Genomic DNA, 24,758 nt, shown 5'->3' with positions numbered 1-24,758 from the left:
TTTTTTATTGGATAATTCTATAAATAGCAACTTGAATTAATTATTATTCTGTCTATACCCTCATCATCTCACGCTCAGTCCTATACGATAAAAAGGCTGGGTATAGAACATGGTGTTTCAAACAATTATATTGTGAGCATTACGCAGGATAAAAGAGGATTCTTGTGGTTTGCCACCGAATCCGGATTAAACAGGTTTGACGGAAATAAATGCAGAATCTATAAAAAGAATAACATTGAGGGCAGTAACAGCGTAAGCGGCAACGAACTGAACAAAGTATATGCCGATCAACATGATAATGTGGTATGGATCGCGACACAACGGGAAGGGCTAAATATGTTTGACTGCTATTCAGAAACATTTACCCATTATAAACATGACGCCGCCAATCCATCGGGAATTATAACAAACGACATTACCGATATAACCAACTCTAAAGACGGAAACCTATGGCTGTCTACATATTACAGGGGTGTCGAGTATTTCAACAAAAAGAATAAGACGTTCGAACACTATAATCAGTCTACAATTCCGGGGATGGTCAGTGATAATGTCTGGTCTGTAAATGAGGATAATAAGGGATTGCTATATATAGGACATGTGTCGTCAGGACTGAGCATACTATCATTGAAAGACAAAAAGATAAGGAATTTCAGAAACGATCCGGATGATAAGGAAAGCTTGCCGGGGGATGAAGTAAGGACTATCTATGTAGATAAAAATGATAATGTGTGGATAGGAACGAACAATGGGCTGGCTCTTTTCAATGCCGAGAAAGAATCATTTATAGTATTCAGCCACGATCCCCAAAACAAGGCTTCCCTGATCTCGAACTACATATACACCATTAATCAGCTCAGCGACGGGAAATTATGGGTCGGAACAGAAAAAGGCGGGGTAAGCATCCTCGATATAAAGCAAAGCATGTTCCTGACCCCTCAGCATGTTTCGTTCAATAATATTTCTTACCGGGACGATAGCAAAGGATTTTCGAATCCGACGATCCGGTGCATTTATCAGGACTCTTTCAACAATTCCTGGTTTGCCACATATGGAGGAGGGATAAACTTCATCAGCCATTATTCGCCTTTTTTCGATACATGGTCGTACTCACCTATACAAACTCTGAATAATTCTTTAAATAACCCTATAGCATGGGGAATATGTACCGATGAGAAAGACCGTGTATGGATAGGTACCGATGGCGGGGGAATCAATGTTTTCGAGAATGGGGAAAGGACGTGGATTTTAGATAAAAAGAGCAATAAGATAACCGATGATGCTATCTTAGCCGCAATCAGAGACTCAAAGAACAATCTATGGTTCGGCACGTTCCGGGGTGGCGTGAACATATTCGATTCACAGAGGAAAGCCGTTTCGGAATTTATGATAGAAGGGAAAAACACCGATGTCAGGTGTTTTTATGAAGACAACGAAAAGAATATGTGGATAGGTTGTACCTATGGATTATACCAATACAATATTGAGACAAAGAAAGGGCAGTTGTTCTCTACCGGGAATTCCGAACTGCCCAACAATCTGGTACGTGCCATATCGAGAGACAACAAAGGGCAAATATGGATTGGTTTTTTCGGGGAAGGACTGGCTGTTCTCGACAAGAATTTGAAAGTTATCAAGACTCTGAAAACAGACCGGGGCTTCCCGTCCAATACCGTAGATCATATATATAAAGACACAAAGGGGCAAATGTGGGTGGCCACGGGAGAGGGGCTTGTCTATTTCAAATCTCCCGATAAAATGGATGAATATATCGTTTTCGACGAGAAAGACGGGTTAATAAACAGCCATATCCGCGCCATTACCGAAGATAAGGATGGAAACATATGGATTAGCACCAACGGAGGGATCAGCCGTTTTATGCACAACAATAACAAGTTCGATAATTACGACCATTACAATGGGGTTCCCCTGGGTGATTTTATGAGTGGTTCGGTTACCAAAGACTCCAATGGAACAATATTCTTCGGCTCGCAAAACGGCGTATGCTATTTCAATCCGGAGGCTGTGCCTACCCGAATAGATTTACCGCCTACAGCTATCACCAGTTTCAAAATATATAGCGATCAGCTGAAAATATCGGATAAGGATACGGATATACCGGTTACGTCCGATATTGAGTTAAGCTATAACCAGAATACATTCAATATATCATTCAATGTATTGGATTATTCGCTCAATCATCTGGTTGAATATACTTATATGCTCAAAGGCCTGGAGGATTTATGGTACAATACACAGGGAGAAAACTCGGTTACCTTCCGCAACATTCCTCCCGGCACATACGAACTGGTAATTAAATCCCGGGTGAAAAATCAGGACTGGTCGGAAAATATCACCTCTCTGAAAATCAATATCAATCCGCCATTGTGGCTCACATGGTGGGCTAAAGCACTGTATATTATAGCGGTTTTCTGCATAGTGATTCTTATACTCCGTTTCTATAAGCGTAAACTCGACTTAGAGAATTCCCTTACTTTAGAAAAGAAAAACCATCTGCAAGAACAGGAATTAAATAACGAAAGGCTCCGCTTTTTTACGAATATAACCCATGAACTGCGTACTCCTCTGACTCTCATACTGGGCCCTTTGGAGGATCTCCACAGCGATCCAAACCTCATAGAAAAGCATTCTTCCAAAATATCTGCCATTTACAGGAGTGCGACACGGCTATTGAGTCTTATAAACCAGATTCTGGAATTCCGGAAAACAGAGACCCAAAATAAAAGACTTAGTGTATATAAAAGCGATATTTCACAACTGATACATGAAGTAGGTTTAAAATATAAAGAGCTTAACACCAACAAGCGCATATCATTCAATATCAGCATAGAAACTCAGGACGTGAATATTTTCTTCGATCCGGATGTAATAACGACCATCCTGGAAAACTTATTATAAATATACGCAAAAAGGAAGTATTTCGCTCATATTGAGATCTGTTGGGGATAAAGGTGTAAACTATACCGAAATAGAGGTCAGAGATACGGGAAGAGGCATTCCTCCTGAATCGATTTCCAAAATATTCGACAGGTATTATCAGGCCGAAAGGGAGCAACAGGTATCCGGTACGGGCATCGGACTGGCCCTTGTGCACAATCTGGCGTCCATACATCAGGGAGAAATAGCTGTTGAAAGCAAACCGGGTGAAGGAACTTCTTTCCGTTTCAGAATCGTCGAGGACAATACTTACCCCGATGCCTTGCATATGGATAAGACAGCCAAAGATGCCATAGAAGAAAACAGAGAGAAAGAAAGAACGGAAACGAATGACACAAAACAAGTCATTCTGGTTATCGAAGATAATGACGATATCAGGGATTATATCCACAACTCACTATCCGAACAATACAAGGTATATACTGCTTCTAACGGGGAAAAAGGGTTAGACGTAGCTTATGCGCACATACCGGATATTATTATCAGTGATATTATGATGCCCGGGATGGATGGCTTCGAACTGAGCAGAACGTTGAAAGCAGATGTCAGGACAAGCCATATACCAATCATCCTGCTTACTGCAAAGGATACGATTCAGGACCGGACAGAAGGGTACACAATTGGAGTAGAGTCGTATATAACAAAACCGTTCAGCGCCAGCCTGCTGCATAGCCGTGTCGCCAATCTGCTGGAAGCCCGGCGGAAGGTCGCAGAATTGATAAATAACAATACTGCAAATAAGAATGCCATCATAATAGACTCTATAAGCAAAATAGATAATGAGTTTATAGAAAAAGTAACATCTATTATTGAGCAGAATCTGGATTCGGACAATGTAGATGTTGCATTTATCGCGGATAAGATGAATATGAGCCACTCCACGCTATACAGAAAAGTCAAGGCCCTCACCGGCATGTCTGCAAATGAGTTTATAAGGAAGGTGAGAATACGCAATGCGGAACAACTCCTTCTGACGGGGAAATATACTATCTCCGAAATATCCTATATGGTAGGAATGAACAGTGTTACATATTTCCGTCAATGCTTCAAAGAAGAATTCGGCCTGGTGCCATCCGAGTATATAAAACAAATAATGAACAGAAAGTAATCGGAATAAATAAAGTTTTAGCTTTTCGGGGAAAGTTTATCTATAGGGTAGATAGCTGTTAGCGGTAGACTATTAGCTGTTAGCTCTTTGAAGTACTGATTAAAGTAGTTATGAGTTACAAGTAAACAAGATACGAGTAAACGAGATAGGAGATACAAGTTGTTAACTGATGACTGTTTACTGACATATCTGTTACCTTTGTTACCTTTTGCGCCTTTAGCATCTCTGCCTGAAATACTGTTTACTGCTAACTGTTTACTGTTAACTGAAAAAAACTGTTACCTTTTGGCCGAATCCCTCATTAACTGTTAACCGGTCCGGATACAATAAGTAAGATATATCCGGCATTTTGCAGATTTTGACTATCTTTGCATATCAAAAACAGAATATAAACACATATGGAAACAGTTTTAAGCGGTATCCGCTCTACAGGGAACCTGCATCTTGGAAATTATTTCGGTGCACTCAGGAATTTTACAAGAATGCAGCATGAAAACAAATGCTTCTTTTTCATAGCAGATTATCATTCACTGACCACGCATCCCGATCCAAAGATATTGCACGGCAATGTAAAGGGTGTATTGACAGAATACCTTGCAGCAGGTATAGACCCCGAAATATCGACTATATATATACAAAGTGATGTAACCGAAGTCTGTGAATTATACTTGCTTTTGAATATGCACGCGTATTTGGGCGAACTGTCCAAAACCGTTTCATTCAAGGAAAAGGCAAGAAAACATCAGGATAATGTAAATGCAGGGCTACTGACTTACCCTACTCTTATGGCTGCCGATATATTACTGCACAATGCAGATAAAGTGCCTGTTGGTAAAGATCAGGAGCAGCATCTGGAGATGACCCGTAAGTTTGCCCGCCGTTTCAATAACCTTTATGGCGTGGAATACTTCAAAGAACCTGTAGCCTATAACTTCGGACAGGAGCTGATAAAAATACCGGGTCTGGACGGCAGTGGTAAGATGGGAAAATCGGAAGGCAACTGTATCTATCTGGACGAGGACCCGAAAAGTATAGAGAAAAAAGTAAAGCGCGCCCTGACTGATGAAGGACCTAAGGCTCCGAACTCCGAAAAGCCGGAATATATAGAAAACCTGTTTACAATATTGAAGGTAGTATCAACAGAAGATGTTGTTCAACATTTCGAAGACAAGTGGAATACTTGCGAGATACGCTACGGAGACCTGAAGAAACAGCTGGCCGAAGACATTATAAAGGTTACGGCTCCTATACGCGAACGTATCATTAATATTAAGAACGATGATGCGTACTTGCATAAAGTTGCCACCGAAGGGGCGGAAAAAGCACGGGAGAGCGCACGGAAAACGATAAACGAAGTAAGGGAAATAATGGGGATACATAAGTTCTGATAATCAGAACTTACCCCCAATATATTATATGCCTCTGTGCATACGGGAACCGGCATATATTTAAGATTTGCTTATTTTATAATATACCGTTTTTTTTCATTACGTTTGTATATATAAAAAAGCTAAGCAGATTATAAACATATCTTTATAAATATATCTGATCAACCTCATATATGGACAACAACGAGAAATATGACCTGCTGGCTGAAGGCGAAACCGGGCTGGCTTCAGGAATGGGTATTTACCCCCGTAGCAAAAGCTTTAAGTTCGATGCTGCACAGATAGAAAAATCACTATCTTCTCGAAAAGATTTCAAACTTATATCTTTTAATAAGACTGAAGTTGATATAGAGTTTTCAATTATGAGTTTCGCAGCAGAAATTGAATATCAGGACACTGTATTTAATGTGGATATGTATGTTTGTGAAGCCAAAAATATAAACCTGAGTGATTACAGTTTTGCAAATTCGATAGATGAAGAGTCATTGCAAACAGCAATGGAGCAGGATCAATATATGGAGACGTCCATGTATTTCGAACTGGAGCCCCTGACTTCATTCCATTTGCAACTGAAAATAATGGATGCTATTGTCCCCGAAGCCAGTCTTGTAGTAGACTTTATGTCTTACAGGCTACTGTCTGCCAAATGGCTGAGTATGACCGCTAAATCACCGACGCCCCCTTCGCCGGATTATCTGTACACATTGCATTGTGTATATGACGAAAACGGGGAGAACGGTAATCGCAGATATTGGTTCCATACGCATGGGTTACATCGCTGCGCATCTGTAGAACTGGAGATCCTTAATTTCAGTCAGGGGGCGGAGCAGATGAATACATTGATAAATATGACAGTAAAGAAATTTCTGTCGCATCCCGCAAAGGAAAAAGAACGGTTTACCATCGGTTATGACGGTATGGGAATCAACCTGTGTTGGCTCCGATGGGAGGAAGCTCTGAAAGATTTGCCTAATGACATACTCGGAAGCGTGGCGGATCGTGACGAAGTAGATAATGTGCATGCCGAACCTTCCGGAATTCTCTTTGCTGTGGAAGATGGCAATATGGTTTCTCCCGAAATATACGCGCCTACATTGGCCGAAAATCCAATTTATTATATAACAAATGAGGAAACCGAAAGAATGAGCGCGTTGGCAAAAGAACGCTTTTCTTCATTCGAGAGAGTATTCAGGAAAGAACACAAACAACCGGAAAAGAAATCGTTCCTCAAGAATATTTTCGGTTCGAAAAAAGAAGAGGAACAACCCGGATGGACTTTCCTTGTAAAATTGGGATTGACTGTGGATAATCCCGAATCGGGCAGTGAAAAGGAACACTTGTGGTATGATGTGATATCTGTAGATGATGGGAAAATAGAAGGCAAACTTCTCAATCAGCCTTACTGGATATCGGGGCTGAACGAAGGAGATATAAAAACATATCCTTTCGACCTGCTTACAGACTGGATTATATATTCCCCGGACAATACATATACGAGTGATTCTATTTACCTGTTGGCAGATTAACCGGACATAATTATGAAATCCGGACAACTTTATCTTTAGTTAAAATAAGAGCCTTATCTTTACGTAAGATTAAGAATAAAAATGATATTAAACAAAAAAGTCTCGATCGTAATCTGTTGTTATAATGAGGAATCTAATATTCCCACAGTGATAAAATCAATTCATGAAAGCATGGATACGACAGGTTACCAGTATGAGATTATCGCCGTCAACGATGGCAGCAGCGATACAAGCCAGGCTTTACTGGAGAAAATGTGTGCCGGAGATCCGCAGCTTTTCTACATCGAATTTTCCCGTAATTTCGGACATCAGAATGCCCTGAAAGCAGGACTGGACAATGCCACAGGCGATTGTATCATATCCATGGACGCCGACATGCAGCATCCGCCGCGTATGTTGCCCGATTTTATCAGGAAGTGGGAAGAGGGCTACGATATAGTATATACCCGGCGTATGGATGATCCGGCCCTGTCGAAAAGGAAACGCGGAAGCTCGAGCCTTTTTTACAAGTTTCTGAATATGGTATCCGATATACACCTGGAACAAGGTGTTGCCGATTTCCGGTTGATGGACAGGCGCGCGGCAAATATCCTTATCAATATCAAGGGTAGTGATTTGTTTATAAGAGGCATCGTTCACTGGATAGGTTTTAAACAATATGCATTGGATTATATGCCCGATAAGCGGCTGTCGGGACAAACGAAGTATACGTTCAAGAAAATGCGCAACCTTGCTGTGCAAGGGATATTATCTTTCAGTACCAAGCCTCTCCACCTTGCCTTATACCTTGGTTTCGGCATAGCCTTATTATCCTTATTACTGGTACCATACGCTATTATCAGCCTTTGGACAGGACATGTAATGGCAGGCTGGGTATCATTGATAATTACTGTCGGATTCCTTGGCGGATTGCAATTATTTATTCTTGGAATTATCGGATTATATATAGGACGGATATTTTCGCAGACTAAAGGTTTTCCTCCGTATATTATCCGAAGTACAAATATTACTGGCAAATGAGTTCAAAAATATTATTAAGTTTCGATATAGAGGAATTCGAAATGCCCCGTGAATATGGAGACCCTATCCCGCTTGACCTGCAAATGGAAGTTTCCATAAAAGGCACTGCCCGGATACTCGATTTGCTGGCTAAACATGGCGTAAAGGCAACATTTTATACCACAGCCAATTTCGCCAGCCATGCTAAAGATATAGTAAGCAGGATAGTTAGCGAAGGGCACGAACTGGCTTCGCACGGATATGTACATGACCATTTCGAACCCCCGCATCTAAAGATGTCGAAAGATATTTTGGAAGAAATCGGAGGGGTACCTGTACGTGGTTACCGTATGGCACGCATGGCACCTGTGCCCGAGGAAGAAGTCTTCAAAGCGGGGTATATATACAATTCATCTATCAACCCTACATATTTGCCGGGCAGATATAACAAATTGAGCGAACCGCGTACATGCTTTATGCGTGAAGGAGTGTGGCAACTACCGGCATCGGTAACCCCGGCACTCCGTTTTCCGCTATTCTGGATTTCTTTCCATAATCTGCCTTTAAGTATCTATACAAGCCTGGCAAACCGGACTTTGAAAAAAGACGGATACCTGAATGTCTATTTTCATCCGTGGGAATTTATGGATATAGGGCCGAAAAAGAAGTATAATTTTCCGTTCTATGTGACAAAAAATACGGATGCAAAGATGATAGAAAGATTTGGAAAGCTTATCGAATGGGGAAAGAGCAAAGGCTACGAGTTTCTCCGCACATGGGATTTCGTGGAAGGTATGATATGATCTTATTTGTCATCTTTCACCTCTTCATAGCTGATATATTCCCCCTCGTTCTTTGAAAATTTTTTTTGTGAGACATTCGGTGATTTCGAACTTTGAGATTTTGTACCCGGCCGTTTTTTATTAGATTTCCCCCTATCTTCAGGGCCCAAAAAGCGTATGATACGTCCCAGAAGGACACCTATTACCAGAAAACCGAATAGACCCAATATTAACAGAAAGCCAAGAAACTTAAACATACGACAATTGAATTTCAGATATTAAGGTCACAGACCTTTTTGTTGCTTCATTAAATTAAAGTACAATAAGTAGTTAGATTGTAATAATGTATCATTAAATACTATCTTTTACTTAATTGGATAAGCAAATATACTGATTATTCATCAGATTCGGAATATATGGCATCCGGACTTACTACAAAATATGCGACACTTGTATTATATCCTTTAAAACAGCCTAATACATCTCCCGTAAAGTTTGTTATCGGATTGGTCCCGCCATCGGCAGCAATTGAGAACAAGGATTTGTAAAATGTGTACATGCCCTTATCCAGTGTTTGCATTTCTATTCTGATCTGGTCTCCTGTCTTCAGATCCTGATCGTTGTTGTCATCTTTGTCGAAGTATAGTATGCGGTGAACTTTTAATCCGTTTCTGAATTCATCATCATCCAGATATATACTCTTCATGGCATTATCGTTCACATAGAGAATTGTATAATAATAATTCACTTCATCTACAGGATCATAGAAAATGAAGGACGGCGAATACCAGGAATCTTTCCCCGCCTTTATCTCATAGATATAGGTCTTTTCAATAGGTACAGCATTCGGGATAACAACACTGGCTTCGTGCATGTTGCCTTCTGCTATCACAGCTATATGATATCTCTTATTCACTTTGCCTAACATATTGGAAAGATAAAGACCCGACATATTCTGAGCTTCCCTTAAAATCTCGGAATTCCCATCTTCATCAGTTAATATTATCTCCGCGCCTGCAACCGTTTTGAACGAGCTGTTGTCATTAAAGGCCTGTGATTTTGTGAGGTAGACCGTACACGGTGAACCTTCCGTAATAGCAGCATTTATCACAAGCTTGGATGTAGCTGTACGTAAATCCAAATCCACAATCTTCTCACAGGTTGTGAATAGTATCACAACGATTGTGGCTAACAGAAGTTTATATATAATTTTCATGTCGTTCAAAATTTAAAATTCCACGATATGGAAGGAATAACACTGAATAGATAAATCATATATGATTCCGATACCATCCGTTCGTCTTCATTCTGTCTGAAACCAAACATATAGGGATTTTTTCGTCCATACGCGTTATATACACTAAAGACCAGTTCCGAGGAGTACTTCTTTGTTTTCTTCAGTGTGCATATCGCCCCCAGGTCGAGCCGGTGAAACGATGGAGCCCTATAACTATTCCGGTCTTCGTAATAATATATCGCATGGCCGTCAACAATGTATTTTCCCGATGGAAATGTCAGTGGGTTACCTGTTGCAAACACCCATGTCGCAGATAGCGTCCATTTCTTATTAAGGTCATAGATACCTACTATGGAAACATCGTGTGTGCGATCCTGATTTGCCACATACCATTTCCCATCGTTAATGCCATTTATTTTCTTCTCACTGCGGGCAAGAGTGTATCCAACCCAGCCGTTAAACTTCCCGAATCTCTTCTTCAGGAATAGTTCCAGACCATATGTCCGCCCTTTTCCAAATAGTAACTCAGTCTCTATTATCTCTTTGGTACGAACGTCTGCGCCGTCCTTATAATCTATCTGGTTTCTCAGGTCTTTATAATATAGTTCGGCGCTGAACTCAAACATGTTATTTGAAAAGTTACGGAAATAACCTACTGAAACCTGATTCGCTATTTCCGGCTTTATATAATTGGTATTGGCAATCCACCTGTCGGTAGGGCTGGAAAGATTAGATGTGGAAAGCAAATGTAAGTGCTGGGTAGTGCGTGTATATGCCGCTTTGACGGAAGACACGCCGTCCAGCTGATAAGCAGCCGACAAGCGGGGTTCTATGTTCCAATACGTTTTAAGGAACTGGCCTTTCTTTGTGGATACAGTATCCGTAATAGTATGATTCTCGAATTCATAATAGTCGCCTCCCCCCAGTACGCTGAAAGACGACAGGCGCAAACCGTAGCTCAGTTCCATTTTATCATGCAGCTTCATACTGTTCGAGGCAAAGATGGCATTTTCCCATGATTCACGGTGTTCGTAAGGGGAGATCTGTAATTGAGATGGGTCCTTACTGCTCAGATCACCGGGTACAACCTGATGATAGATGGATGTAAAGCCTGCCTTTATTGCATTCTTATTATCCGGATAAAAGCTGAATTCCTGATTCAGGTTAAAGTCTTTGATATGGGAAGCTACATTCAGGCCAGTTGTGAGATCTACACTTACATTATAAGTATAGTCGGTATATGATAAGGTTGTAGCCGAGGCTGCTTTTGCATTGAATATATGATTCCATTTCAGACTGGCGATTGTATTTCCCCAGTCTATCATCGCAACTTTATTCAATCCTAATTTATCCTTCCCCAGATAAGCCGTTAAAGTAAGTTTGTTCCTGTCCGACAATACATAGCTTAGTTTGGCGTTCAGGTCGTAGAAGTACAGCTTCGAATCTTTTACCTGCTCTACTCCGATTACACGTGCCAGAGCATCTGCATAAGTACGCCTGGCAGAAACAATAAAAGAGGAACGTTCTTTCTGGATAGGCCCTTCGAATGTAAGGTTTGATGATATAAGCCCGATACCTCCGTTAGCATGATAGCTCTTTAGGTCTCCATCCTTCATACTTACATCCAATGTGGAGGACAACCGGCCTCCGTATTGCGCTGGCATGGAGCCCTTGTAAATAGTCATGTTATCTACTGCGCTGGAGTTAAATGTGGAAAAGAAACCGAAAAGATGCGACGGGTTATATACTGTGGCATTATCCAGCATTATCAGATTCTGGTCGTTACTACCGCCCCGTACATAAAATCCGGTATTTCCCTCCCCGGCACTTATTACTCCGGGTAATAACTGGATGGTTTTCAGGATATCCCGTTCACCCAGCAGAACGGGTATCTTATTTATCGTTTCTATCTCCAGTTTGTCCACTCCCGACTGAACATTCTTTACATTCTCATTCGTTCTTCGGGCAGATATTTCCACTTCTCCAAGCGAAACCACTTCCGGGTCAAGATCTACATTGAGCGTCTTGTCCTCATTTAGTTTAATTTTAAGCTGCCTGGTATTATATCCGATAAGTTTAAAGATCAGGTTATATTCTCCTTGCGGAAGGGTCAGGGTGTAATACCCCGATTCATCCCCAAAGCTTCCCTGCTGAGGTCGTTCTTTCACCCCGACAGAAACCCCGACAAGAGTTTCCCCATTATCGGCATTATTTATCCGGCCTTTTATCGTATACCTGTTTTGAGCCAAAGCCGCTAAAGACAGAATCAGCAGGAGCGCAATCAAGAGAAATCTCATACTATATTTTTTAGGGCTAACAATAAGCCATACTCAATATCAACGGAGAAACTGCCGTTTTATTTAGTGTTTCCTTTTTCAGGATTTAGACAAAGATAATTGTTTATTCGTTAAAATAATGATAAAAAAGGCACTACAATGTAAAATATCGGGTGATAATCCTGTCATTTTTAGGGTTTTTAATTAAAATAGAATTTAAGCTCTCCGAAATTACAAATTACAGTGTCTTCCGGGGGGAACTGGCACTAAACCCGGCTACAGGCACATTAATCCTACCGGAATTAAATTTATTATACCAACAGTTTCATCAGTAAAAGGATTATGACTAAATTTGCTCTGAACTAAATTTGGCGTCACTCAATAATGAGCTCCGAAAAAAACATATATAAGCTGGGAATAGCTCTGAGTGGAGGAGGAGCGAAAGGCTTTGCCCACCTCGGCGTGTTACAGGCGCTCAATGAAAAAGGGCTTTATCCGGAGGTTATATCAGGTACGAGCGCCGGAGCTTTTGCCGGAGTATTATATGCTGACGGGCATACTCCCGAAGAGATAATATCATTCTTCAAGAAAAAAGTTTTCCGGGAGTTCGCCGAATTTACAATCCCTCATGGAGGTTTTTTTAAAAGTGAAGGCTTTCAGTCCTTTCTGAAAAGGCATTTAAGATCAAAAAACTTTGAAGATTTAAAAATACCCTTACATGTGGTAGCTACGGACATAGAACATGGCGAAAGCAAAGTTTTCATGTCCGGTCCGTTAATACCGGCAGTAATAGCCTCGTGCTCCGTTCCCATCATATTCAGACCTGTGGAAATCAATAAGCATTACTATGTAGATGGCGGACTATTCAAAAACTTTCCCGTTTCGATAATACGCCGTGAATGCGCAAAAATAATCGGGGTAAATGTAAGTCCGATCACTAAATCAGAATTCCGCAGTTCTATAAAGTATATCGCAGAACGCTCGTTTCACTACATGTCAGGCTCAAATACGCTACTCGACCGCAACTTATGCGATTACCTGATAGAATCGGTATCACTCTCCTGGTATTCGATGTTCGACCTCGACCATGTAGAAGAAATATATCGGGCAGGATACGAGTTGACTATGGCATTTTTCAAAGACAACGAAGAAGCTTTATTAAAAGATTTTTCCGTTCCCACAATATAACCCACAGTAAAAATGCCTCTCACAAATATAGAGATATAAGGAATTACTAATCGTAAAGGACTTCATTTTAAGCTTAAATTCTTATTTTTGTATCGATCGTCTATTATCAAACACAGGTACTTTAAAATACTAACTATATATAGACCTATAAACATTCTAATCCATGAAGAAAATTCTTTCCTTATTTACCATTGGCTTTCTGCTTATTAGTTGCGGACAGCAAAAAGTAAAAGAACAGTCATTTGTTATAAAAACAGATGTTCCGGCACGTCCGGCGGGACAAACTGACGTTTTAGAGTTGAAAACCGATCCGCTACCGACTGTCCGTGTGGCTTTCATTGGTTTGGGGATGCGTGGCCCGGGGGCTGTGCAACGCATGACACATATACCTGGTGTAGAAATAGTCGCTCTGTGCGATGTGGAACAAAAGAATACGGAGAAAGTAAATAAGATGCTTGTGGAGGAGAGAGGTTTCCCCAAGGCTCAGGAATTCTACGGAGATACTTCCGTATGGCGCAAGGTCACGGCTTTACCCAATGTGGATCTCATCTATGTAGCTACAGACTGGAAAAGTCATGCAACAATAGGTGTGCAGGCCATGAAGGATGGCAAGCATGTCGCCATTGAGGTACCTTCGGCAATGACCATGGATGAAATATGGGCATTAATAAATACCTCGGAACAAACCCGGAAACATTGCATGCAACTCGAAAACTGCGTATATGACTTCTTCGAGCTGACCACCCTCAACATGGTTCAACAAGGACTGCTGGGAGAAATAGTACACGGCGAAGGTGCATATATACATGGTTTACAGCCTTTCTGGGATCAATACTGGGAAAACTGGCGCATGGATTACAACAGGAAACACAGAGGAGACTTATATCCTACACACGGGCTTGGGCCGGTATGTCAGGCGATGAATATACACCGTGGCGACAAGATGAATTATCTTGTATCTGTAGATGCCAAGCAAATATCAAGTATCAATTATATAAAAGACAAAACCGGTGAAGATGTAAAGGACTTCCGCAACGGGGAGCATACATCTACCCTTATCTCTACCGAAAAAGGCAAATCCATCCTTATCGAGCACAATGTAAATTCACCGCGCCCTTATAGCCGTATGTACCAGCTTACCGGCACAAAAGGTTTTGCCAATAAGTATCCGACTCAAGGTTATGCTCTCGATGGAGGTGCAATAGACCCAGCGGTTGCCGCCAATCACGAAAACCTGAACGCTCATAGCTTTGTTCCGGATGATGTAAGGAAAGCGCTGATGGAAAAATACAAGCATCCTATCGTTAGGGATATAGAAGACAAGGCCAAAGAAGTTGGAGGTCACGGAGGTATGGACTTCGTAATGGATTACCGCCTGATATATTGCCTGCAAAAAGGCTTACCCCTGGATATGGACGTGTATGACCTTGCCGAATGGTGTTGCCTGATTCCATTAACAGCGATTTCTCTCGATAATAATTCAGCACCTGTCGAAATCCCGGATTTTACCCGTGGAGGATGGAACAAACTGCAAGGGCTTAAATTTGCGGAATAGGAAGGTATATACAGGCTTATTGACATTAACACTGATATGATCTTTTGCAGAAAAGACGCTATCCTGCATGAAGATTTCTTTCCTACCAGATAAAAAAACACTTGCGGAACTGTCCGCAAGTGTTTTTTATACATCTTTTTATCTGATGATTATGCCAATTTCATCTGTAATCCCTGGCTGACCGCATCCAGGAAGTCTTCCGTATTCAGATAATTCGAACGCTCTATTTTATCTCCATACACAAGCATGGCAAGATCCTTTGTCATTTTACCCTGCTCCACCACCTCTACACAGGTTTCTTCCAGTTTATTCGCAAAATCGATCAGAGGTTGATTCCCGTCCAGTTTACCACGATGAGCCAAACCTCTAGTCCATGCAAAAATAGAAGCGATCGGATTTGTCGATGTCTCTTTACCTTGCTGATGCTGACGATAGTGACGGGTCACTGTTCCGTGGGCGGCTTCCGCTTCCATTATCTGCCCGTCAGGAGTAAGCAGTACCGAAGTCATCAGGCCGAGAGATCCGAATCCCTGTGCTACAGTATCGGATTGCACATCTCCGTCATAATTTTTGCAGGCCCAGACAAAACCTCCGTTCCATTTCAGGGCAGAGGCCACCATATCGTCAATCAGGCGATGTTCGTAAGTAATGCCGGCTTTTTCATATTCAGCCTTGTATTCGTTATCATAAACTTCCTGAAATATGTCTTTGAAACGTCCGTCATAAGCCTTCAATATTGTATTCTTTGTTGACAGGTATAACGGATATTTCTTTTGCAGGGCCAGCCTGAAACAAGAGTGAGCAAACCCGTATATTGATTCATCCGTATTATACATTCCCATAGCCACACCGTCTCCACTGTAGTTGTAGACAGTATATGACTGGGGTTCACCCTCCTCTGGCGTAAAGGTTAGGGTTAATGTCCCTTTCCCTTTGGTAACAAAATCGGTGGCTTTATATTGGTCGGCATGCGCATGACGCCCGATAATGATCGGTTGAGTCCATGTATTCACCAAACGGGGGATATTGCTGATAATAATCGGTTCGCGGAAAACTGTCCCCCCTATTATATTACGGATAGTCCCGTTAGGCGATTTCCACATTTTCTTGAGCCCGAATTCTGTAACACGCGCTTCATCGGGGGTGATAGTCGCACATTTTACGGCTACCTTATATTTCTTTGTAGCCTCGGCGCTGTCTATCGTTATCTGATCGTCCGTTGCATCACGGTTTTGAATACTGAGGTCATAGTATTTCAGATCTACGTCTACGTACGGAAGAATAAGTTTGTCTTTAATATACTGCCAGATAATACGGGTCATTTCATCCCCGTCCATCTCTACAACAGGATTCGCTACTTTTATTTTCTGCATCTTATTTTATTAATACTGGTTTTGTATAAAATATTACTGTTTGTTTTGTATATCTTTCAGCCATGTACCCAACAGGTCCAGCATCTGTGTATGATATTTGAAATTTTCTCTCATACCCCAGCCATGACCGCCTTCGGGGAATATATACATGGCGGCAGGTACATTATTCTGCTTCAGGGCATTGTAATATGATGTACTATTAGCCGGCGGTACGGTCCTATCGTCATCACTCAATAACAATATTGCAGGCGGAGTGTTCACATTTATCTGTTTTTCGTTCGAAAAAGTATGCATATCGGCAGCCGAAGGTTTATCTCCCAATAAATTTAATTTGGACCCTCCATGGGTAGCTACTTCCATTGTTATTACCGGATAAAAAAGGATTGAAAAATCAGGCCTTGTGCTTGTTCCCTTTATTGCATAATGAGTAGAAGCCGTCGCGGCCAGATGTCCGCCCGCAGAAAAGCCTGCAATACCGACTTTATCGGCGTCAATACCCAGATCGCCGGCATGTTCGCGCACATAACGTATCGCCTGTTGCGCATCATCCAATGGTATTTCCTTATGTTTGTTCGGCATCCGGTATTTAAGAATGGCGGCGGTTATACCCTGCTCATTCAGCCATTTAGCAAACATCACCCCCTCGTGTTCTATAGCCAGCCCGGAATAGCCCCCTCCGGGACATATCACAACTGTCATACCTGTGTTTTTTGCTTTATCCGGCTGATAGATAGTCAGATCGGGAGCAGACACATTTGTAACCCAGCCTCCGTTTCTCTCATACCTTTCGGCCTCTGTTATTTCATTACTTGTCGGGGGATTTGTTTCCCACAATTTCACGATCTTCTGAGCATTCATATTTACACATGTAAACAGCAGCAAAGCACTTGCCACTAATAATTGACGGGTGTTTATCATTTTGATCAAATTTTAAAAATCAGATTTTCAAAGATAGATATTTTAAGGTTTAAATCAAAGATGTAATATGCAGAATGAATAGTAATATCTCTTGAAAACTTTATCTATATAATTAGAGCCTATAACCTTTGGCTGTTAGCTTATAGTTCTTTGAAGTATTGATTAAAGTAGTTACGAGTTTGCCTCGCCTTCGCTTCGGCGAATGTTATTTCTTCGCCCTTCGGGTAGTTACGAGTTACAAGTTGGCTGACGTTTTGTTTTGTTTCACGCAAAGACGCAAAGGCGCAAAGTTTTACATCTTACGAGTTGTTGACTGATGACTGAAAATACTGTTACCTTTGTTACCTTTTGGGAGAAAGATACGAGAGACAGGTTGTTTACTACTCTCTGACGGGATGCTTCGTTTCTCTCACCCGCTCGCGCAGACGTCTCGTCTGTGTGTTGCGTAGCAAACATTTTTGAACTGTCAACAAGACACGGACTGGAAGTCCGCGCCAGCGGGAGTTAACTACTCCCTGACGAGATGCTTCGTTTCCCTCAGCATGACAGACCACGATACTGATGACTGTTTACTGTTAATACTGTTTATTGTTCACTGAAAAAAGTGTTACCTTTGTTACTTTTTAAGAAAGTTACGAGTTACAAGTTGGTTTACTGTTGACTGCTAACTGTTTACTGTTAACTGATTACCGCTATCAGATAAAAGCTGAAAAATGTCAGAAGTGTCAGATTTTAACATAGTTGCCAATTTTCGCGCATCCGCCGTGTAAGGCCAATAGACACTTTTTATTCATCACGTTTATTTTAGTTTATTTTCCCTAAAGTCTTTCTGGCGTCCCTTGTTATATGTATTCCATACTTTAGGGAAGTAGAGCACATCGCTTTTATCCGCCCATTTAAAATAGGCATTTTCAAGTTCTTCCGCCATTTTGGGATACGTCTTTATCAGATTATGCAGTTCAGTCCGGTCTTCCTTGATGTTATAGAGTTCCCATTCGTCGCCTTTAAAGTTCGCTGAAACAAGTTTCCAATCACCTTTTCGCACCATGCGGTTACCTTCATGCTCTGCATAAATATAGCGTTCCGGCATATCTGTGCCCCGTATTATCGGAAGAACGGATCTACCCGGTGTCGGTATGATCTTTCTGCCTTCGTACTCATCGGGATATGTTGTTCCGGCCAATTCGATACAAGTTGACATAATATCTGAGAATTGCGCCGGTTGGTGGTCTATTCCTCCTTTGGATTTAATATTGTCACCCCATCGGATAATACAAGGTGTAGAAATGCCTCCTTCATGTGCATAATGCTTGTAAAGAGAGAATGGAGTACAACATACATTCGCCCAACCGGTTCCATAGTGATGATAGGTACCGGGAAGCCCCATCCGGTCCAATTCTTCACCTGTATGTGTGTGGTATTCCGTTCCGGTCTGTTTGTCAAACCCAAACTCATGCCATTCGGCGCAAGCTCCGTTGTCGGACATAAACATGATAAATGTATTATCCAGTGCCCCGTTCTTTTGCAGGGTTTCCAGTACCCGGCCGATATTGGCATCCATAATATCTACCATTGCCGCATAGATGGCCATGCGGCGCGCCAGATCGGCCTGCTGTTCTTTAGTCAGTGAATTCCATGCCGGCAGCGGATGTGTCTCATCTTCGAACAGACTCTCAGGAACAATGCCTCTTGGACTAAGTTCCGGTTTTCCCTGCATTAGTTTCATATCCACGATCCGCTTCCAACGTTGGTCCCGGATTTTATCCCAGCCCTGCAAATAGGTTTGCATATACTTGTCGGTCACTTCTTTGGGAGCGTGCAAGGGAAAATGCGGAGCATTATAAGCCAGATACATAAATAACGGCTTTTCCTCCTGATGCGCCTGATTTATGAAGTCTATAGCATAGTCGGTTATTACATTCGTAGCATAAAACTCCCCATCTTTGTACTGGCGGAGTATCCGGCCTTCCGGCAAACGTGAGTATACTTCAGGATTCCAAAAGGAATTGAAGCCGCCCAGCAGTCCGTAATACTCCTGAAAACCCCGTTCTACCGGATCAGCCGTTCTTCCCAGGTGCCATTTGCCAGACATTGCGGTAAAGTATCCGGCATCCTTAAGTACCTCGGCAATAGTAACATTGTCCGAGTTGGAGCGGAAACCCGCGTATCCTTTCGGCCATGCAGGACGAATAGCATCCATGTGCCCTAATCCTGTCTGGTGCGGGTAAAGTCCTGTCAGCAGATTTGCCCGTGACGGGCAACTGCGCGCACTGTTATACATCTGGGTCATCCTCATACCCTCCTTTGCCATTTTGTCGAGGACAGGAGTCTGTATCTCGCCTCCAAAGCAACCAATATCAGAAAAACCCACATCGTCCGCTAATATAATGATGATATTAGGTTTATCCTGTGCGTAAGCCATTGCTCCCAAGACTAGTCCTCCGGTAATTAATAATGGTATTTTCATTTTTCCTGATAATTATGATTGGGTTTGAACTTGCCGTTTTCGTAAAGCATCGGGATCAGTCCGGGGCGGCAGGTTACATCGTATTCGGCAGCTTGTGCTCCGCGCGGATTGAAAAACATAGTCGCCCACCAGTTACCGTCCTTATCTTGAAACAAATTGTTGTGTCCCCCGCCTGTAATGGCGTTATAACGCTTACCATAAGGCCCGTATACATTGTCGGCAGTAGCGATGACACAATCGTAGCTATAACGGGTTTTCTTATTTGTCAGGCCTTCTTTTTCCACATATGTGTCTCCTTCCGCCGTACGGTGTGCCCAGATAGCCTGTACCAAATGGTATTTTCCATCGTGCCTGAAAATAAACGCTCCCTCACAATATGGTTCAGGTTCGAATTTTGTCTCTTTCAGCATTACAATTTCTTCATCTAGACCACTCATATCCGGCTTCATACGTGCTATATAATGGTTGTGCCCTACAAAATAGACAGTGCCATCGGTGTCTTCGAATAAGCTTCCGTCAATATTCGGATAGATTGCTCTATCCTTATTGCCTTCTATATTCTCATAAGGTCCTTCCGGTTTGCCGGTAGTACTCTGCAAAATAAAAGAACCTCTTCCTCCCGCCGATTCATTCAGGCAAGCTACTATAAACCAGTTTTTCGCACTTTTTATATAGTGCAGTTCAGGAGCCCATACTGCATGAAAACGGTTATCGAGAGGATCGTCGTTAAGAGATTTTTTCTGATATTTTTCGCCCTCTTTATATACTTTCGGCTCTTTCTGCCATGTTCCGTCCTTCTCCATCGACCAAATCCGCCCCATTGCCTCCCAAGACTTCATGTCTTTGGAACGCCAGAGATACAAGCCATCGTTCCAGTCCCAGCAGTGTCTTTGCCCGGGAAACTGGCGATCGGGAGTAGAAGTGGTACCAGTGATATAATAATAGCCATCCGGCCCGAGTGTACTCCATGTATCGCGCATCCAATAATCGAATGCAGGTCTGACGGACTTAGGAACATGCAGCTCCGGGGCTTTCGTATCGGCAACACCGTATGATTGCGGCGATGCCGTACAGGCTGTGATGAATACTGTTACTGAGATAAAGGCTGATCGTAAAATAAATTTCATATGTTATAATCTTTTTTAATATCTGTAGATGTATACTCTTTTGATTCATTCCAAATCTGAGAGAAGATAGTTATATGGATTTTGCTTAAAATGATAACGCTTCCGTGGAAGAGGCAACGGGTCTTGCAAACGTAATTCCCAGGTTACCAATCCCGCAAGAAGTTCTGTCTGAACAATACTGTATTTCTTGTCTCCGAATAAATTATGTATTTCCGATGGGTCTTTTTTCAGGTTGTATAGTTCTCCTTTACCATAATTATCCATAACCAGTTTCCAGTCACCTTTCCTTATCATCCGTGATGTACCGCTTTGTGTCCATGTGTTCAGTTCATCGAAATGTGCTATTTTTCCCGGTGTTAAAGCACCTTCCTGTTCGAAGGTGAGTGATGAATCCAATGGAACATTGGCACCTCCAAAACCCTGTTGTACTACAATACTGGAGAATTCCTCTTTGGGATATGTTTTTCCTGTCAGCATAGGCCATAGGCTGCGTCCCTGAACACCCGCCGGGATTTGAGCACCGATAACGGAACAAAAAGTTGGAAAAAGATCGGCAATCGACACATGACCAACCATAGGAGCAATCTGTCTCTTTATCTGATAACCTGCCCATACCATCGGAATACGGCTCAGACTTTCCGAAAGTCCGGCTCCCTTACGAATCAAACCATATTCTCCCCAATAGTCGCCATGATCGGACAGGATTACAAATACGGTATTTTCAAATTGACCGCTTGCCTTTAATGATTCTATCAGCCTTTTTACCTGATCGTCTATCAGTCGTATCATTCCGATATAGTTAGCCCGGATTCTCGGTAAGTCTTTTTCCAGATTCGGGCAGGATTCATCTTCCAGTTGCGCCAGGATACGGTACTTCTCTCCTTTTTTCTCCAAATCTTTACGGGATGTTTTCAAGAGCGGGAGTTTATCCGGTGAAAACATGGAATAATAAGGCTCGCATACCTGATATGGGTTGTGAGGTTCCGGAAAAGATACCCAAACAAAGAACGGATTGTCTTTCTGAGATTCAATCCAGGTTAATGTTTCATCCACGATCTTTGTTGGCAGCTGCTCCTCTAAAGGTATCGGGGAAGGTTCCAGCCATTGGCCCTTTGCTTCCTGATTTAAGAAACGGGCAGTTTCTTTATCTCCGGGAGTTATCTTTTTATTCTTGCCCCAATGTCCGTATTCTGACCAGAAAGACAAGTCGGAAGGTTTCAGATAAGAATGGTTCTTGCCTACAAGTGCTGTCTTATATCCGTTTTCCTTCAATACACCAGCTAAATCTTTATCGAAGTATATATCAGGAACATTGTGATTTGTACGTACATGAGTTGCCGAAGGGAAACGCCCGGTAAGCATGGAGCAACGGGCCGGAGAACTGGCCGGCGCTACCGTATATGCTTTATCGAACCACACGCCCTCTTTAGCCAATCGGTCTACAAAAGGTGTTACATCCAAAGGAAAACCTTCCCTGCCACACAGGTCAGCGCGCTGCTGATCTGTCATAATTACAACAATATTCGGTTTTCCTGTTTGCGCTATTAGTGGCGCGCACAAAACCGGTAGAGCTAAGCCCGCAATGCTTAAAGCCGTATTTTTCATATTCATCATTTATTTAAAACGGTATACGACCATGGAAGTAGCTTCGATCTTCAAATCCCTGTCCAAGTTCAGTGTAGTAACCGACTGAACCGGCTTTACCACCTCCGGTGTCTGCGGAGTATTGCTTTTATCAGGTTCTAAACTCAATATGATCTTTTGTGCCTGTATATTTTTCCCGAAGCCATTCACTTCTGTTCGAAGCACAGCTTCCTTTTTTCTTAAGTTAATCAATTTCAGTATGTATTCTTTACTCTTACTATCGTAACCCATAGTAACAAACACATCCTGCAAACCTGTCATTCCCCTTATACCCGCATCCAGGCAAACATCGAATGTGTTATCTCTAAACATTTCCGATAAATAATAGAAAGGCGTTTTGATACTGCAATCTATACCATTTATTAGCATCGGTTGCATATTACGCTGTTCCATAAAATCCCAATGACGCATCACCGGACGCTCTGCCAATAACGGATTCATATCGCCGTTGCGTTCCAGTGACATTCTTACGGCACCGCTGGCCAGCAAATTGTAAGGATATCTTCCGTCGATACCCAACTCTCCGATAAATAAGTCAGCCACGCCCCGTTCATAATTATCAAAACGATAATGCTGTTCACAAGCCCATTCAACCGGCTGGTAATGGTGTTCGTCGAATACTTTTACATTTTTCGGGTTTACAAATCTGGCAATATCGCTGCGCTTATCATCATTTTCTTTACCAATGATACTATTTGCTATATAAATCAAATCAGGATATACTTTGTGGAGTGCTTGATAAATCTTTTCATAACGCTCCCAATAGACAGGGCCGAAATCCTCGTTCCCTATTTCGATATATTTTAAAGGAAAAGGCTCAGGATGTCCGTTCCGGGCACGTAGCGCACCCCATTTGGTTGTAGTGGTGCCAATCGCATATTCTATTGCATCCAGTGCATCCTGAATGTAAGCATCCAGATCGACTTCGGGCTGTATAAAGTTCCACGGAGACTTTTGTCTTACCCAGCCCGTGCACACCATTCCTGTAGGAACCACATACATGGCATCGGCTCCTACATACTCGCATAGTTCGTAAAACTCATGATAACCGATTCCATCGGTACGGTAATAAGGCGCCCATTTGCTCCATTGGCCCGGACGGTTCTCTATCGGCCCTATCGTTTTTTTCCAGTGATACATCGTAGCCTCATTCACTCCATGGACAATACATCCACCGGGAAAGCGGATAAAATCGGGAGCATACTCTTTCAGGTTCTGCACAATATCGGCACGGAAAACAGACTTTCCATTATTCCATGTATAGGAAGGAAACATAGAGACGACATCCAACTGAAATCTTCCAACAGACAGCGGCCTGATTGCCAGCATGCCTCGTTTTACACTCCGGTTCGGCTTCAATGCTCCGCTCACCTTCGTCCATTCTTTATTCTTCACATCCAGAACAATGGGTGCACTGGCCGGTTTTCCCAGTTCATCTACCAGCGTTATTTGCAGGGAAGCTTTATAATCCAGGCTTTTTACATACAGGGAAATGTTATAGACCGAATCCTTTCGCAGATTCATTCCATAATATCCCCTGTTCAAGATCATCGCTTCGGGGTCATTCGCAATATCGGCGGTCACATTGACAAGCATCGAATATTTGTTCTCTTCATTTAACGGATTCTCTGATGTGCGTTCGATAAATATAGGAGCATAGGAAAACGGATAGGTAATCCACCCGATTAGAGGATCTGCATGAAACACATCTTTATTTTTCCCCAAAGGATTGGGTACATCCTGATATAGTCCGTTTTTAACCGCTAAATCTGCAGGGGGAGTCGCCTCCTCGAACGAACGGTTCCGGATCATTTCGGCGTGCAGGGCACCTTCTCCCATCATCCCTATTTCTTCATAATGGAATCCGTATTTTACAGGACTTACTTTGGTCGTCTTTTTTTTGTTAATATGCAAAACACCCTCATTGATGTTATTTGTTTGGCCTGCTATTGGCTGTGCAAATATAAAACAGCACAGGCAACTCAATGTTATTCCGCAAAAAACTGTTTTCATGGTTTTGTCATTTGATTTATGACACAAATTTAAAGATTTCAAGCAGTCAGTATCCGTAAATTTTTCTTCAATGTTAGCAATCATGTATTTAACAGGTTCGAAAAATCGTTATTGTACACATAATTACTAGTAGAATATATATTTGTGCTATAAAACACTGGTAAAAATCCTTATCTTAGATAGTCTAATCAAGGAGTAT

At 42.1% G+C, this 24,758-nt stretch carries 15 protein-coding genes and 1 pseudogene; 7 read left to right on the top strand and 9 right to left on the bottom strand.

Annotation, left to right across the window (positions count from 1 at the left end):
* Positions 1-39 precede the first annotated feature (39 nt).
* The 5 genes and pseudogenes from ACYQ3L_RS06700 (at position 40) to ACYQ3L_RS06680 (ending at position 8,782) form a co-directional block, all read left to right on the top strand.
* Positions 40-4,066 (top strand): annotated as a pseudogene (locus tag ACYQ3L_RS06700) (hybrid sensor histidine kinase/response regulator transcription factor).
* A gap of 398 nt (positions 4,067-4,464) precedes the next feature.
* Positions 4,465-5,454, top strand: coding sequence for a tryptophan--tRNA ligase (trpS, locus tag ACYQ3L_RS06695; protein ID WP_379994301.1), 990 nt, complete (start codon positions 4,465-4,467; stop codon positions 5,452-5,454).
* 173 nt (positions 5,455-5,627) lie between these two features.
* On the top strand, positions 5,628-6,980 hold the full coding sequence (locus tag ACYQ3L_RS06690) for a DUF4026 domain-containing protein (RefSeq protein ID WP_379994302.1): 1,353 nt from the start codon (positions 5,628-5,630) through the stop codon (positions 6,978-6,980).
* An 81-nt stretch (positions 6,981-7,061) separates the two neighbouring features.
* On the top strand, positions 7,062-8,000 hold the full coding sequence (locus tag ACYQ3L_RS06685) for a glycosyltransferase family 2 protein (protein WP_379994303.1): 939 nt from the start codon (positions 7,062-7,064) through the stop codon (positions 7,998-8,000).
* On the top strand, positions 7,997-8,782 hold the full coding sequence (locus ACYQ3L_RS06680; protein WP_379994304.1) for a polysaccharide deacetylase family protein: 786 nt from the start codon (positions 7,997-7,999) through the stop codon (positions 8,780-8,782). Before ACYQ3L_RS06685 ends, ACYQ3L_RS06680 begins: the two co-directional genes overlap by 4 nt.
* Positions 8,783-8,784: 2 nt before the next feature.
* Here the strand turns inward: ACYQ3L_RS06680 and ACYQ3L_RS06675 are convergent, their stop codons facing one another.
* The 3 genes from ACYQ3L_RS06675 to ACYQ3L_RS06665 form a co-directional block, all read right to left on the bottom strand.
* The gene (locus tag ACYQ3L_RS06675) at positions 8,785-9,018 is read right to left on the bottom strand and encodes a DUF4834 family protein (RefSeq protein WP_379994306.1); all 234 of its coding nucleotides are present in this window, start codon (positions 9,016-9,018) and stop codon (positions 8,785-8,787) included.
* A 137-nt stretch (positions 9,019-9,155) separates the two neighbouring features.
* On the bottom strand, positions 9,156-9,977 hold the full coding sequence (locus ACYQ3L_RS06670; protein ID WP_379994307.1) for a DUF4249 domain-containing protein: 822 nt from the start codon (positions 9,975-9,977) through the stop codon (positions 9,156-9,158).
* 5 nt (positions 9,978-9,982) lie between these two features.
* Entirely contained in the window at positions 9,983-12,295 is a 2,313-nt protein-coding gene (locus ACYQ3L_RS06665; RefSeq protein WP_379994308.1) for a TonB-dependent receptor, read from the bottom strand.
* 363 nt (positions 12,296-12,658) lie between these two features.
* On the opposite strand from ACYQ3L_RS06665, the gene ACYQ3L_RS06660 reads away from it, so the two are divergent.
* Together ACYQ3L_RS06660 and ACYQ3L_RS06655 are read left to right on the top strand one after the other, a co-directional pair.
* Positions 12,659-13,462, top strand: a complete 804-nt coding sequence (locus ACYQ3L_RS06660) for a patatin-like phospholipase family protein (protein WP_379994309.1) — start codon at positions 12,659-12,661, stop codon at positions 13,460-13,462.
* A gap of 163 nt (positions 13,463-13,625) precedes the next feature.
* Positions 13,626-15,017 carry a Gfo/Idh/MocA family protein gene (locus tag ACYQ3L_RS06655; RefSeq protein ID WP_379994311.1) on the top strand — a complete coding sequence of 464 codons (1,392 nt, stop codon included), beginning with the start codon at positions 13,626-13,628 and terminating at the stop codon, positions 15,015-15,017.
* Positions 15,018-15,166: 149 nt separating this feature from the next.
* On the opposite strand, the gene ACYQ3L_RS06650 is transcribed toward ACYQ3L_RS06655, so the two are convergent.
* From ACYQ3L_RS06650 to ACYQ3L_RS06625, 6 genes are all read right to left on the bottom strand, one after another.
* Positions 15,167-16,390, bottom strand: coding sequence for an isocitrate dehydrogenase (NADP(+)) (locus tag ACYQ3L_RS06650; protein WP_379994312.1), 1,224 nt, complete (start codon positions 16,388-16,390; stop codon positions 15,167-15,169).
* Between the two features lie 33 nt (positions 16,391-16,423).
* Positions 16,424-17,308 (bottom strand): alpha/beta hydrolase, encoded by an 885-nt coding sequence (locus ACYQ3L_RS06645; RefSeq protein WP_379994313.1) that lies wholly within the window; start codon positions 17,306-17,308, stop codon positions 16,424-16,426.
* A gap of 799 nt (positions 17,309-18,107) precedes the next feature.
* The gene (locus ACYQ3L_RS06640) at positions 18,108-19,775 is read right to left on the bottom strand and encodes an arylsulfatase (RefSeq protein ID WP_379994314.1); all 1,668 of its coding nucleotides are present in this window, start codon (positions 19,773-19,775) and stop codon (positions 18,108-18,110) included.
* A complete protein-coding gene (locus tag ACYQ3L_RS06635) occupies positions 19,772-20,902 on the bottom strand; it encodes a family 43 glycosylhydrolase (RefSeq protein WP_379994315.1) in 1,131 nt (376 codons plus the stop codon). Before ACYQ3L_RS06635 ends, ACYQ3L_RS06640 begins: the two co-directional genes overlap by 4 nt.
* Before the next feature lie 45 nt (positions 20,903-20,947).
* Complete coding sequence (locus ACYQ3L_RS06630) at positions 20,948-22,507, bottom strand: sulfatase family protein (RefSeq protein WP_379994316.1); 1,560 nt, start codon at positions 22,505-22,507, stop codon at positions 20,948-20,950.
* 9 nt (positions 22,508-22,516) lie between these two features.
* Positions 22,517-24,559: an alpha-L-arabinofuranosidase C-terminal domain-containing protein gene (locus tag ACYQ3L_RS06625; protein ID WP_379994317.1), complete on the bottom strand. Its 2,043-nt coding sequence runs from the start codon at positions 24,557-24,559 to the stop codon at positions 22,517-22,519.
* Between the last annotated feature and the right edge of the window lie 199 nt (positions 24,560-24,758).

The sequence above is a fragment of the Dysgonomonas termitidis genome (genome assembly GCF_054657735.1).
This window is presented reverse-complemented; position numbering and strand designations above follow the sequence as displayed.

What these genes read in the sequence shown, in the direction of transcription:
- trpS (WP_379994301.1), top strand. Translation starts at nt 4,465, where the DNA reads ATGGAAACAGTTTTAAGCGGTATCCGCTCTACAGGGAACCTGCATCTT.
- ACYQ3L_RS06690 (WP_379994302.1), top strand. Translation starts at nt 5,628, where the DNA reads ATGGACAACAACGAGAAATATGACCTGCTGGCTGAAGGCGAAACCGGG.
- ACYQ3L_RS06685 (WP_379994303.1), top strand. Translation starts at nt 7,062, where the DNA reads ATGATATTAAACAAAAAAGTCTCGATCGTAATCTGTTGTTATAATGAG.
- ACYQ3L_RS06680 (WP_379994304.1), top strand. Translation starts at nt 7,997, where the DNA reads ATGAGTTCAAAAATATTATTAAGTTTCGATATAGAGGAATTCGAAATG.
- ACYQ3L_RS06675 (WP_379994306.1), bottom strand. Translation starts at nt 9,018, where the DNA reads ATGTTTAAGTTTCTTGGCTTTCTGTTAATATTGGGTCTATTCGGTTTT.
- ACYQ3L_RS06670 (WP_379994307.1), bottom strand. Translation starts at nt 9,977, where the DNA reads ATGAAAATTATATATAAACTTCTGTTAGCCACAATCGTTGTGATACTA.
- ACYQ3L_RS06665 (WP_379994308.1), bottom strand. Translation starts at nt 12,295, where the DNA reads ATGAGATTTCTCTTGATTGCGCTCCTGCTGATTCTGTCTTTAGCGGCT.
- ACYQ3L_RS06660 (WP_379994309.1), top strand. Translation starts at nt 12,659, where the DNA reads ATGAGCTCCGAAAAAAACATATATAAGCTGGGAATAGCTCTGAGTGGA.
- ACYQ3L_RS06655 (WP_379994311.1), top strand. Translation starts at nt 13,626, where the DNA reads ATGAAGAAAATTCTTTCCTTATTTACCATTGGCTTTCTGCTTATTAGT.
- ACYQ3L_RS06650 (WP_379994312.1), bottom strand. Translation starts at nt 16,390, where the DNA reads ATGCAGAAAATAAAAGTAGCGAATCCTGTTGTAGAGATGGACGGGGAT.
- ACYQ3L_RS06645 (WP_379994313.1), bottom strand. Translation starts at nt 17,308, where the DNA reads ATGATAAACACCCGTCAATTATTAGTGGCAAGTGCTTTGCTGCTGTTT.
- ACYQ3L_RS06640 (WP_379994314.1), bottom strand. Translation starts at nt 19,775, where the DNA reads ATGAAAATACCATTATTAATTACCGGAGGACTAGTCTTGGGAGCAATG.
- ACYQ3L_RS06635 (WP_379994315.1), bottom strand. Translation starts at nt 20,902, where the DNA reads ATGAAATTTATTTTACGATCAGCCTTTATCTCAGTAACAGTATTCATC.
- ACYQ3L_RS06630 (WP_379994316.1), bottom strand. Translation starts at nt 22,507, where the DNA reads ATGAAAAATACGGCTTTAAGCATTGCGGGCTTAGCTCTACCGGTTTTG.
- ACYQ3L_RS06625 (WP_379994317.1), bottom strand. Translation starts at nt 24,559, where the DNA reads ATGAAAACAGTTTTTTGCGGAATAACATTGAGTTGCCTGTGCTGTTTT.